The organism is Chimaeribacter californicus, from assembly GCF_002858675.1.
GTDB classification, from domain to species: Bacteria; Pseudomonadota; Gammaproteobacteria; order Enterobacterales; family Enterobacteriaceae; genus Chimaeribacter; species Chimaeribacter californicus.
This window is the reverse complement of sequence record NZ_PJZF01000008.1, coordinates 32,453-45,486: the sequence shown is the minus strand read 5'-3', so window position 1 is coordinate 45,486 and position 13,034 is coordinate 32,453. Positions and strand designations below refer to the sequence as shown.

Here is a 13,034-nt window from a genome sequence, read left to right as displayed (position 1 = left end):
TGAGCAAACACGGCCAAATCCTCACCGGAAATCCCCTCTAAGATTTTAATTTTATATAAAACTGTTCACTACTCTTCACCCTAAAAAAAGATAATAAATACAGCAAGTAAAGGGGTGAACACTTCAGAATTAACTGTTCACCGCGTGTTCACTACTGTTCACCCACTTTTAAATGAGCCTTTTTCTGGCGAGCATTTTTTCAGAGTTTTTAGCATGAAACATATCGTCACCGACACCGTGCGCGCCGCCGCCGGTCACTGGCCTCAACTGCTGCCCGCGCTGGGCATCAGCATTAAAGCCGCCGGACAGCATCCGCCGTGCCCGGTCTGCGGCGGTAAAGACCGCTTCCGCTTTGAAAATCAGGCCGGACGCGGGACGAGGGTCTGCAACCAGTGCGGCGCGGGCGACGGGCTGGCGCTGGTTGAAAAGGCGCTGGACGTCAACACAAAAGAGGCCGCCTGCCGGGTGTCCGACCTGATTGGCACGCTGCCGGTCAAGCTGGTTACCTCTCAGGAGAAAACTGATTCGGAAAAGGCGCAGGCGCGCCTTAAGGCGGCGAAGGAGGCCGCCCGACTTATTGCCGGTGCAAAAGCACAGGTCGGTAACACCTACCTGACCGGCAAAGGGCTGGCTGACGTCAACACCCTGACCCTGACCACGACCAAACGTATTAGCGACACCACGTATCAGCCGGGTGACCTGCTCGTGCCACTGACCGGCTTTACCGGCGACCCGGTTAACGTCCAGCTGATTAACGCTGACGGCACCAAACGTACCCTTTCGGGCGGCCAGGTGAAAGAGGCATTCCACCACTTGGGCGAACCGGGCGACACGCTCTGGCTGACCGAAGGCTACGCCACCGGCCTGACCGTGCACCGCCTTACCGGCCAGGCGGTTTTTGTAGCATTAAGCGCCAATAACCTACCCGCGCTGGCCGAACGCCTGCACGCGGAGTACCCGGAGGCGCTGATACTGATCGCCGCTGATAATGACGAGAACGGCACCGGCCAGCTGCGCGCCGAAGCGGCCGCGAAACGCTGCAACGGCAAACCGGCATTGCCGCCCGTCACCGGCGACTGGAATGATGTCTTTCAGGCAGAGGGCGAAATCACCACGAAGGCCATGCTGACCACGTTCACGCAGCCGAAGGTACTCAGCCCGTTTGAAGCGGTAAGCGAAGCTGACCTGAAAGCCATGAGTGCCAGTGAAAAGGCTGAATTGTTGGCACAGCACTACGGCAACACGCTGGCCGTACCGCCGGTAGGAGAAGAGCTCTGCCGCTATGAGCAAGGCGCATGGCAAGTATTACCACACCGTCAACTTAGTCGCGAGATTGCCGCCCTCTTCCAAAAGGTACGCGCCCCATTCTCGGCGTCAGGCATTAACAGTATTCTCGATACGCTTAAACTGATGGTGCCGCAGATGGGCGAGCCTGCCCGCCGCCTGATAGGTTTTCGTAATGGCGTCTTTGATACGGTGACCGGCAGCTTTAATCCGCACCGCAAAGAGCATTGGCTGCGTACCGTAAATAGCGTTGACTACTCCGCCCCAAAACCGGGTGAAAATCTTACCGACCATGCGCCGCACTTTTGGCAATGGTTAACGCGGGCCGCAGGGCGCAACCACGATAAACAAGAGCGTATCCTCGCGGCGTTATTTATGGTGCTGGCAAACCGCTATGACTGGCAGATGTTCCTGGAGGTAACCGGCCCCGGCGGCAGCGGTAAAAGTGTGATGGCGGCTATCGCTACCCTGCTGGCCGGTAAGGACAACACCACCTCGGCGACTATCGACACGCTGGAGTCGTCACGCGATCGCGCATCCGTGGTGGGCTTCTCGCTGATTATTCTGCCTGACCAGGAGAAGTGGAGCGGTGACGGTGCGGGTATCAAAGCCATTACCGGCGGGGATGCCGTGGCTATCGACCCCAAATACCGCGATGCGTATTCCGCCCATATTCCGGCAGTTATTCTGGCTGTAAACAATAACCCGATGCGCTTTAGCGACCGCAGCGGCGGTGTCTCTCGCCGCCGGGTTATCCTACCGTTTCCAGATGCCATCCCGGCTAATGAACGCGACCCGCAGTTGCTGAACAAAATTAGCCAGGAGCTGCCGGTGATTGTACGTCACCTGATGCAACGCTTTGCTGAACCGAACGAAGCTCGGACGCTGTTGCAGGCACAGCAAACCTCCGGCGAAGCACTCGACATTAAGCGCAGCGCTGACCCACTAGTCGATTTCTGTGGTTACCTGGTGCCATTGAGTACGCCAAACGGGCTGTATATCGGCAATGCCAACATCAGGCCGATAAACCCGCGCCGCTATCTCTATCACGCGTACTTGTCTTTTATGGAGTCACGTGGTCATCAGCATCCCATGAGCCTGACGGCATTCGGGCTGGCTGTGCCGCAGACGCTTAAGGAGTTTGAGAAAGAGCTACTCAAGCGCGAAACCAACAACGGCATTCAAACCAACCTGACGCTGCACGATGACAGCGAGTCTGACTGGCTGCCCAAATGCGAGGCATGATAACCACACAAACCAGGAACCGGCTTAGGCCGGTTTTTTATTGACTAAAGGTAATGAGTGATCACCATCATGTGATGAGTCGTGGATACATCAAAGAACAGTCATCATCGATTAACTTACTGAATATTAGACATAAATTTAAAAAGTGACTAGTGTGAAGAGTTCCTAAGGAAAACTTTGTAGTTAACGGCGTTGCAGAACATGTCTTGCAGGCTTTATATTCGGAAAAAGAATAATTACTTTGATTCAGGCTATTGTTGAATGTCGCAACGCCTATTCTGCCTGGCGGCTATATGCCAAGAGCGGATGTTGCTCATGTTACATTTATCCTACGGGTATTGGTCATTAATGCGGGTTGATGTTGTATTGTCATGAGTGATCAACCTCAGGTTGAGTGCGGGACTCACTTATATTCGCGTGTCCACTATTGGTGGGTAAGATTATGTATCTATAAATCCTCCGCACATAGACAACTCCTGATTTGAGAATAGAGAGGGATAAGGATGCTAGGAAGATTTAATGCTGAGCATGTTGCAGGTGATCTTTTAGCTGCAGGAGTGGTAAATTACACCTATTTTCAGTGAACATTTTTTTGTCAGAGAGCATTAATTTCATGGAAAACGATAAGGTGAAGTTAGGAAGAAATGATAAGTGCTGGTGCAACTCAGGACTTAAGTATAAAAAGTGCCATCTCGATCGAGAGCGTGAAATACCGGTATCCAAAGCCGAAGCCCTGAAATTTTCAAAGTCTAATTCACAGAGAAAGGCGTGTTATGCGCCAGCATCCATGCACGAAGATTGTGATAAACGCATCGTTCAGGCGCACACGCTGTCTAAAAGCAGTAGCCTTAAGGCGATCGCCGACCCTGGTAATCATGTCATGGGGGTGGTAATGAACCTTCCGAGCCTGATGAGAAACAACGGAAGATGGGTTCCCGAGAAGATCGGTATCAATCAGGCATCCACTTTTACCGGATTTTGTGCAGTTCATGACAGAATCTTATTTTCATGTCTAGAGAACGAAAAATTTACAGGCACAGACGAGCAGTGTTTTGCCCTAATGTTTCGTTCGTTGTCTAAAGAAATTTACGCCAAGGAGGGGGGGTGGCGGTCTTCCGATTTTGCTAAAAAAGCCGATAAAGGAAAGTTACAGGCCGAACAGGTCTATATTCAGGAATTTGTCAGACTGCATCAAAGCGGTTTGAATGCAGCAATGACTGAACTAAATAATCTTAAAACTAACCTCGACCGCATTCTGCTTAGCAGACAGTTTTCAGAAATTGAAAGTGTTATCTTCACTTTTTCAGAACCATTGCCCATTGCGGTTTCATCAATTCTTTCACCGGAAAGGGATTTCGATGGGACTAAAATTCAGGATTTGAACAATCTTACCGTGTCGACGGAGCAGGTCTGCTTCAATGCTTTTTCCAGCGAAGGTAACGGATATGTAGTGTTCAGCTGGCTGGGAACTTCAGCAATTATCAGACGTTTTGTGCGGTCACTGATTAAGATTCCAACTGACAGGATTTTCAACACTCTCCTGTATTTTTTCTTCGCAAAAGCTGAAAATACATACTCATCTCCTGAGTGGTGGGACAGCCTCAGTAATAAACAGCGAGAGAATATCGGCAATATGATTATGTCGGGTGTTGAATTTTTTGGTAGCCCTACATCACGGGTCGATCATTCCGTTGATTATAACGCTGCTGCGCTTGTAGAGATAAGATTCAGCAATAGCGAGATTTCCAGTTGAATGTTTTCAAGCCATTAGAAAAATCGGGCTAATCAGTCGTTCCGAGATTATAACGATAAGATAGCACAGACTGCTTGCTGCCAGTTCGGCATCTTTGCCGACAAACTTATGTAAGCAGCTGATTTCCACTTAAGCGGAGGTTATCAGGTTAGGGATGCTATCTGCAGATGAGTTCTAGTAACTGGGTACTCCCCCAATTGTGTTTGACCTGCTCCCCGTTGATTAAGACACCTCAATGCTAATCATGTAGTTGTGGGAGTTGCGAACTTCCGCTCTTCGCTCAAAGCTGCCTATAGGAACTAGTTTGTGTTACTTCAGATTTTTGTTGGCAACACGCAAGTGTTTCGTAAATGGGTGATTAGTTGAAAACGAATACAGACTGACCAATTAACGTAGGCCCACGTTTAGGCCTATGATTAAATTCATAATAAATAAAGCACTTTAAATACAAGTAATTAAGTTGATTAGCCAGATTCCCCCAGCTCCACCAAATAAGCTTCCGGTTATCACCAGATAAGGCCGGAAACAGTGAGAAAGCCGCAGCCTGCAAGGGTTCGCGGCTTTTTTATTGCCTGTTATCTGCCGGTAACCAGGGTTTAACCCAGGTGTTTTAGGACTGCATTTGGCACTACAGCGTGAAGTGAGATAAGGTCGTTTGGGCAGTAAAATCGCGCAGGCAGGCAGTGACGTTGCTGAATATGATCATTATCACTCAGCCCGGTGGGTAGTTTGGGTGAGTTGCGATTGATCAGATCGCTCCCCCCGGACTGAGTGCCCTTCAATTCAATGTTCTATTCTTTGGCGACGTTATTTAGCCGAGAGTTCTCTTCGGACGATTTCAGCACCTGCACTTAACGCATTCAGCTTGCCTCGTGCTACCCGGCGAGATAAAGGGGCCATGCCACAGTTGGTAGAAGGATAGAGCTTGTCGGCATCGACAAACTGCAGGGCTTTTCGTAACGTATCGGCGACTTCTTCTGGTGTCTCAATGGTATTAGTTGCTACGTCAATCGCCCCTACCATGACTTTTTTACCGCGAATAAGCTCCATGAGATCCATGGGAACACGGGAGTTGTGGCATTCCAGTGAGATTATATCGAGATTAGATTTTTGCAGTTTGGGGAAAATTTCTTCATATTGCCGCCATTCTGATCCCAGCGTTTTTTTCCAATCTGTATTCGCCTTGATGCCATAACCATAGCAAATATGCACCGCAGTTTCACACTTAAGGCCTTCAATTGCTCTTTCTAACGCAGCAATCCCCCAATCATTCACCTCATCAAAGAAGACGTTAAATGCGGGCTCATCAAATTGAATAATATCGACACCAGCCGCCTCTAATTCTCTAGCTTCTTCATTAAGAATTTTGGCGAATTCCCAGGCCAGTTTTTCGCGACTTTTATAGTGGCTGTCATAGAGCGTATCGATCATCGTCATCGGACCAGGCAGTGCCCATTTAATCGGTTGCTTGGTTTGCTGACGTAAAAATTTGGCATCTTCAACAAAAACGGGCTTTTGGCGCGTCACCGCCCCAACGACTGTGGGTACACTCGCATCATAGCGATTACGGATTTTAACGATCTCACGTTTCTCAAAATCAACGCCGTCGAGGTGCTCAATAAACGTCGTGACAAAATGTTGGCGGGTTTGCTCGCCATCACTGACAATATCAATACCTGCCTGGTGCTGATCTTCCAGGCACAAACGCAGCGCATCTTGTTTGCCCTCAATCAATTCCTCATCCTGCAATTTCCAGGGTGACCAGAGTTTTTCAGGTTGTGCAAGCCAGGAAGGTTTAGGTAAGCTGCCCGCCGTCGACGTAGGTAATAATACTTTCATAATAGATGACCTTATATTTTTTGGTTAATCAAAGAACGTAATGAGCAGACCACTGCTCCAGGATAGCCCGGTAAGGTTTAATGAAGTGCTCCTCAGTAAATCGTCCCTGCTCAATAGCCAACTGGCTACGTTCTTCTCGATCATAAACAATTTGAGTTAATGCATAATCCTGGTTATTCAATTTTGGCTGGTACTCTTTTCCTGCTGCAGAATTAGCATTGTAAATCTCAGGCCGGTAAATTTTCTGGAAAGTCTCCATCGTACTGATGGTACTGACAAGCTCCAGATCCGTATAATCGCTGATTAAATCACCCGCAAAATAAAAAGCCAAAGGTGCAACGCTCTCCGGCGGCATAAAATAACGCGCCTGCAACCCCATTTTTTTGAAGTAGTGATCAGTCATGGAAAGTGCGTTTTGCTGGTATTCAACGCCCAATACAGGGTGCTGATAATCAGTGCGATGATAGGTATTTTTACTGGATACACTCAGGCAGATCACCGGCGGCTTTTTAAAATGCGCTTTATAGGCGTCTGAATTCACAAAGCATTTAAAAATCTTTCCATGCAACTCACCAAAATTATCCGGCGTGCTAAATTCAGCTTTATTCTTGTTGTGCTCTAACAATAATACGCTAAAGTCATAATCCCGCACGTAAGAGGAGAAGTTGTTCCCGACAATGCCTTCAATGCGCTCGTTGTTTTTTCGATCAACAATATTCGTTTTCAATATTTCAATCACCGGGAAGGTGCTGCCCTTGCCCTCAACATCCATTTCAACAGAAATAATGTCAAGTTCAACAGCATAACGATCCCCATTGGGGTTATCCCAATGCGCCAGAGTATTAAAACGCGTATCAATCATCCTTAAAGCATTGCGCAGATTTTCCTGGCGTTTGTTTCCTCTCGCCAAATTAGCAAAGTTGGTCGTGATACGCGTATTTTCGGATGGATTGTAATTTTCATCAAAAGCAATGCTTTTAATGGTAAAGGTAAATTCTTTATTCATTGCGATTTGGCACCCTAATTTCTGATATAAAACCTGAATTTATTTTCGCTTTTTGAGCGATTTCGATTTTCTTTTCTGGTTTTCTTATTCAGTAGCCTTCATATTGTCTTGCGCTAATAGCATTACGTACTTTATGCCAGAGTCACTGATTGAGTAAAAGTGATTTAATTTCAATGAACATGAACCATATTCATGATCTGCCCAGGGTCAGGACCATTTGAGCGGCCATAAAAAAGCACACCCGAAGGTGTGCTGTTGAAGCAGAGAGGTAATGCCTGAGCTATCACGCGTTCTGTGATTGCTCTGGGGTTTCCAGGATCATTTTCTGCGGCATTGACAGGGAAACCTCAGCGGCGCGCAGACGTTTGAGAATGTCATACAACAGTGCGCTTTTGGTGCCGCCGACGATGCGCGGGCTGTTAACGTAACCGGTCACGCTGAGCACGATGCCGGTAGGGGCCAGCTGGCTGAACGTCACAGAGGGTGCCGGGGTGTCCAGAATCGCTTCGTGGGCCTCATACGCTTCCAGCAAAATATTGCGTACCTGCTCCGGGTCAATGTCCAGCGGGAAGGTCAACGCGATGGTGGCCACCCCTTGGGCATTCCCCATCGTGGCGTTACGCACGTTCTGTGAAATCAACTGGGAGTTCGGCACAATCACGGTAGAGCGGTCAGCCAACTGAATCTCGGTGGCACGCACATTAATCCGGCGGATATCCCCTTCTACCCCGCTGATGGTAATCAGGTCACCGACCTTCACCGGGCGCTCAGTCAGCAAAATCAGACCGGAGATAAAGTTCTTCACAATCTCTTGCAGACCAAAACCGATACCTACAGACAGGGCGCTCACAATCCATGCCAGCTTGTTCCACTGAATCCCCATGGCGGACAAGGTAATCAGAATCACCAGAACGTAGCCCACATTGCTGAACAGCGTCACCAGTGAGGCACGGATGCCCTTGTCCATCATGGTTTTGGGCAGGAAATCGTTATCCAGCCAGCGGCGTGCAGTGCGTAATACCACCAGCCCGACCACCAGGCAGATAATGGCGTTAATCAGCTGGGCCGGCACAATATTGAGTTTTTCCAGCCCTTTGCCGCCCCAGATATCCACTACTTTGCTGATCAGTTCCAGTGGCGTTGTGGTGCCGAAGGTCCCGTTCAGAATCGCGACCGCGGCCAGCAGAATAACGATGGTTTTGCCAATCGCCGAGAACAGCGTGGCCGCCAGCGTCAGGTGGCGATCCTCAATATTCAGGGAGTTTTTAATGATCTTGCCGCTGGCTGTGGTGGGTGAAAAGAGGCTGTCACACACATCGGTAATCAAATGCACCAGCAGATACAGGCAGCCGAGTACCAGCCCGATCCAGATCAGTTCATAGGTCAGGAAGCGTGCCAGCGGAATGTAACCCACCAGCAGCGCCATCAGAATAACGAACGCCGTCACGCTGGTCGCCAGGTGGAGTAATCCCGCCAGCGTCGAGCGCACCTCGGGTGTCTGGCCTTCGGCGATATAGCGGCGGCGCAGCCGGTTTACCCGCATCGGGCCAACAATGGCGGTCAGGGCCACCAGCAGCGACGCCAGGCCATTGCCCAGCAGACTGGTAGGCACGCTGGCCCCAATCAGGTTGTTAAGCTGCTCCACTGCACCGAAGATCAGGATAAAGCTCGCCAGCAGCAGCGGGAACGGGTTAAGCGTGCGGGCAATCTCATTGGCTATCGCCGGCAGCCGCCAGGATGGGTGCTGGTTAGCCAGCAGTGCCTGCCCTAACCCGGCAATCAGCGCGGAAAACAGCGTCAGGTTAATCAACGCTTCGGCATAATCCTGCACCATCGGCGCAACATTCTCCTCGCGGGTGACAATCTGGCAAATCAGCTGTGCCGCGATCCCTGCCGACAGCAGCACGGAGAGCGCCGTACCGGCGGCCAGCCCGCTGCGGCGCAGCCGCCCTTCCGGTAAGACTTTCAGCACCAGCAGGGTCAGCGGTTTATCCAGCAGGCGGCGGCCAAACAGGCCAATCGCCAGCGCGGCAACCAGCAGCATCAGGGAGCCGTAACGCCACTCCGGCGACCAGGCCACCGCCAGGCTATCGGAAAGCTGATCACCAAAGGCTGACAGGCGACGCGCATCGTTGGCTTGCCCATCCAGTAACGGTGACCAGAAACGGTGGCCAAGGATACTGCCGGTATTCAGCGCCAGCTGGGTTTTCAGCGCGTTGCGGCGCAAAGCGGTGATCTGTGCGGATAAATTGGTGGCCGCGCTGTTAATGGCGGCCGCCTGCCCAATCTGATCCTGCAACTGCTCCTGGCGGTTATTCAGTGAGGTGCGCTGTTTAGCGACATCCGCCGTCTCAGCCAGTGCATCATCCGCGGGTGCCGGGCCGAGTACGCCCAATTGCGCCTGCACCTGAGCCAGCAGCGGTTGCAGCGCGGTGTTGAGCGCATCGGCATCTCCCGCCAGTTGCAGCGTGCTGTCATTCAGTGCGCTGAGCTTGTTATCACTGGTGGTGTTGGAAACCTGTTGTTTGATGTTATCCAGCCGTTTCTGCAACTGGGCCAGCGTGGCCGGCGCATTCACGGTGGCCGGCTTGGCGGCGGTTTCACCGGTGGCGTTCTCCTCAGGTGCGGCATAGGCGGGGCTAACGAGTAAAGGGGTAAACAGCAATAAAGCAAAGAGCAGGCGCATTACGCGCAAGGGTGTGGTCGGCATAGCAGGCATTTTCCGTTAGTCATCAACTGGTGAAGGCGTCTGGCTTTTTAATCCGGTGAAACAGTTCGCAGACTTTTTTCCATAGTGAAGCATATATGCAAATCTTGTTAACGGATGCCAGAAAATTCGGGAAATGGTTGGTAAACAATGGGTAACAGAACGCCGTTAACCTACTGAGTATATTTAAGTAAGCCTTTGTAAAATTTAATAAATATCAGCAGCAACGTTTATCTGATTGAGAATTGATCAGGATCATTAAAAGATAACATTTCACCATTTTTTCCTTCTATCAATGTAAGGTGTTAACACATAATGTTATTTAAAATTAAATTACGTTTAATTTATGCTGCAATTAGCCCTGCCGCTGCCCTCACGGTTTGACGTATAAGGAGATCCCGATGGAGTGGAGAGTCATCGATAGTGTTGTGTGCCCGCGCAGTAATATGACCTTTGTTTGTGTCATCTCCCCGAAGAATCTGAAACTGATTGTCTGGACAATCACCGCAAAGACGCTCAAGTCCGGCGACCGCCTGACACCCACCCGCTACGGCTACCAGCTTAACCAAAACCCTGCTCATGTTATTGATGTGGTAAATGCTACCCCGTTTCACCCCCGCCTGTGGCAAATCCTGCTGCAAAACCGCCCCGGCCGTAAAATGCGCCTCAGTGATAAGGATGCGCTGTCACTGTAATGACCTTTGCCGCACCCGCGGCAAAATCTGAAATTGCGCAGTCCGCCTGCTAATGCCTGATAGGCTGTTGGCATTATCCATCTCAAAGGAAAAAGCGATGCTGCAAATCTGGGGCAGGAAAACATCATCAAATGTGCAGGCCGTGATGTGGTGCGTGGGTGAGCTGCGGCTTGATTATCAGCGCTATGATATTGGCCACGTCTATGGTGGTAACCATACGCCGGAATTTCTGGCGATGAACCCGAACGGCACCGTGCCGGTCATTCAGGACGACGAGAACGCGCCGTTATGGGAAACCGGCGCCATCCTGCGTTACCTGGCAACCCGCTACGGCACGGCGCCTTTCTGGCCGCAGGATCTGGCAGACAGAACCACGGTGGATATGTGGGCCGAGTGGGCCAAAATAAATATTTCCCAGAATTTTACCGGCCCTATTTTCTGGCAAAAGGTGCGCACCGCGGCCAAAGATCGGGATGAAGCGCTGATCGCAAAAGGGATGGAAAAACTGACACCTTTTCTGCAACGGGCGGATCAGCGGCTGGCGCGCCACCCCTGGCTGGTGGGTGATGACTTTACGCTGGCAGATATCCAGTTCGGCCACCTGCTCTACCGCTACTATGACATTGAGCTCGATCGGCCGGTGCTGCCGGCGCTGGCGGCCTACTATCAGCGCCTGACCACCCGCCCGGCCTACCAGAAGCATGTGATGGTGTCTTACGAGGCCCTGCGCGTGCAGTAACCCCGGTGTCTGTCGCGGGCCGCCTGTGGCCCGCGCCTCTTAGTTCCCCATGCACTCCTCCAGCACCCAGACGCTGACGCTGCCGCCGTTGCAGGTAAACACGCCGTTGCCCTCTTCGTCCGTGGTGATGGTTTCTTCACGTTTGCCGAGGTAGTCGCGCCACGGTTTATTGGCCAGGCCCTCCCCCAGTGAAACGCTTTTCTCGCCCTCCTCCCCGTTAGAGATCACCACCACGCAGCCCGGTGCCTCGTCCGTGCCGCTGCGGGTAAAGGCGATACAGTTGGGGTGGTCGAAGTAGTCGGTCTGTATCCCGTGGGCAAAGCGCTGGCGCGCCTTGAGCAGCATCGGCAATTCTGCCACTGCCGGCAGGTCGATGCGGTGTTCATTGCCGTCCTGCCCCTGATCCTCATACGTCACCCCGAACAGATCGGGATAAAATACCGTCGGCACCCCTTGCTCACGCAACAACACCAGTGCATAGGCCAGCGGCTTGAACCAGGGTTCAACCGGGGCCTCCAGTGCCTGAAGCGGTTGGGTATCGTGGTTACCCACCAGCGTGACAGCGTGGAACGGATCGTCGGCGACCAGCGTGTTGTCATACAGCGTGCGGAGATCGAAATCCGCGCCTTGCTGTGAAGCATGGTGAAGATTCATATAGAGCGGTACATCAAACAGCATGGTGCGCCCTTCCACCTGTTCCAGGTAGTGTTTGAGCACCTCCAGATCCGCCGACCAGTACTCCGCCACCACCAGGAACGGATCGTCCCGCAGTGACTGCACATACGCCAGCCAGTCGCGGTAGAACCAGGCCGGGATATGTTTGACGGCATCCAGCCGGAAACCGGCGCAGGGCACCTGCTCCAGCAGCCAGCGTATCCAGTATTCCAGCTCGCTGCGCACCGCGTGGTTGCGGAAATCGATGTTGGCTCCCATCAGGTAATCGAAGTTACCCAGCTCGGCATCGACCTCGACATTCCAGCCTTCCGCCGTGTAGTCATTGATAATCTTAAAGATGCCCTGCTCCTGCGGGTTGTCGATATGATCGACCCCGCTGAAACACTTATAGTCCCAGATAAACTGAGAATATTTCCCTGCCCGCCCGGGGAAAGTGAAACGCGTCCAGGCCTCGCACTCCACCACCTCATCATCAATGTCGGTGCGGTTGCTTTCATCAACCCGGTTGACTTTCACCTGCTCTTTTTCATCGGCCCCCATTTTGTGGTTTACCACCACATCCATCATGACCCCCACCCCCGCACGGTTGAGGGCGTTGGCTGCACGCACTAATCCCGCTTTGTCCCCGTATTTGGTGGCGATACTGCCTTTTTGGTCAAATTCTCCCAGGTCAAACAGATCATAAATGTCATAACCCACAGACTGCCCGCCTTCCGAGCCTTTATACGCCGGGGGCAGCCATGCATGGCTGATGCCCAATTCACCCACATATGACGCCTGTTGTTCAACTTCCGCCCAGAGTTTGCCGCCTTCTGGGTAATACCAGTGAAAGAACTGCAAAATAACGGGGTTTTTCATCGGGTGAGACTCCACTTCTCTGAAGATAAAAGAAGTATGGTCTAAAAGTGCGCAAATAAGCTTCAGCCGGAAACTATTTTTTCCGGCGCGAATTAAACGGTCAGCCCGTGCCGCCTGCCACGCCTGGCTGACCACGGCTTTTGCTGACTAAAGGTAAATAGAGAAAATAATATACCGGCAGCGTTTTGTATAATATCCATCCATATGATGATCGAACGAATTAATCACTTTCT

The 13,034-nt window shown here is 51.4% G+C and carries 7 protein-coding genes and 1 pseudogene; 4 read left to right on the top strand and 4 right to left on the bottom strand.

Annotation, left to right across the window (positions count from 1 at the left end; genetic code table 11):
- Window positions 1–213: 213 nt before the first annotated feature.
- Both CYR55_RS11045 and CYR55_RS11040 read left to right on the top strand, forming a co-directional pair.
- Window positions 214–2,529 carry a primase-helicase zinc-binding domain-containing protein gene (locus tag CYR55_RS11045; protein WP_101816200.1) on the top strand — a complete coding sequence of 772 codons (2,316 nt, stop codon included), beginning with the start codon at window positions 214–216 and terminating at the stop codon, window positions 2,527–2,529.
- A gap of 557 nt (window positions 2,530–3,086) precedes the next feature.
- Window positions 3,087–4,282, top strand: a pseudogene (locus tag CYR55_RS11040) (SEC-C domain-containing protein).
- An 807-nt stretch (window positions 4,283–5,089) separates the two neighbouring features.
- Here the strand turns inward: CYR55_RS11040 and CYR55_RS11035 are convergent.
- The 3 genes from CYR55_RS11035 to CYR55_RS11025 form a co-directional block, all read right to left on the bottom strand.
- On the bottom strand, window positions 5,090–6,121 hold the full coding sequence (locus CYR55_RS11035) for a methionine synthase (RefSeq protein WP_101816199.1): 1,032 nt from the start codon (window positions 6,119–6,121) through the stop codon (window positions 5,090–5,092).
- 28 nt (window positions 6,122–6,149) lie between these two features.
- Window positions 6,150–7,127 carry a DUF1852 domain-containing protein gene (locus tag CYR55_RS11030; protein ID WP_101816198.1) on the bottom strand — a complete coding sequence of 326 codons (978 nt, stop codon included), beginning with the start codon at window positions 7,125–7,127 and terminating at the stop codon, window positions 6,150–6,152.
- Between the two features lie 283 nt (window positions 7,128–7,410).
- Window positions 7,411–9,846 (bottom strand): DUF3772 domain-containing protein, encoded by a 2,436-nt coding sequence (locus tag CYR55_RS11025; protein ID WP_420912731.1) that lies wholly within the window; start codon window positions 9,844–9,846, stop codon window positions 7,411–7,413.
- 389 nt (window positions 9,847–10,235) lie between these two features.
- Here CYR55_RS11025 and CYR55_RS11020 point away from each other — a divergent pair, with 389 nt between their 5' ends.
- Window positions 10,236–10,529, top strand: coding sequence for a hypothetical protein (locus tag CYR55_RS11020; RefSeq protein ID WP_101816196.1), 294 nt, complete (start codon window positions 10,236–10,238; stop codon window positions 10,527–10,529).
- A 97-nt stretch (window positions 10,530–10,626) separates the two neighbouring features.
- Window positions 10,627–11,268, top strand: a complete 642-nt coding sequence (locus CYR55_RS11015; protein ID WP_101816195.1) for a glutathione S-transferase family protein — start codon at window positions 10,627–10,629, stop codon at window positions 11,266–11,268.
- Window positions 11,269–11,307: 39 nt separating this feature from the next.
- Here CYR55_RS11015 and amyA read toward each other — a convergent pair whose 3' ends face one another.
- Window positions 11,308–12,801 (bottom strand): alpha-amylase, encoded by a 1,494-nt coding sequence (gene amyA, locus CYR55_RS11010; RefSeq protein WP_101816194.1) that lies wholly within the window; start codon window positions 12,799–12,801, stop codon window positions 11,308–11,310.
- Window positions 12,802–13,034 lie beyond the last annotated feature (233 nt).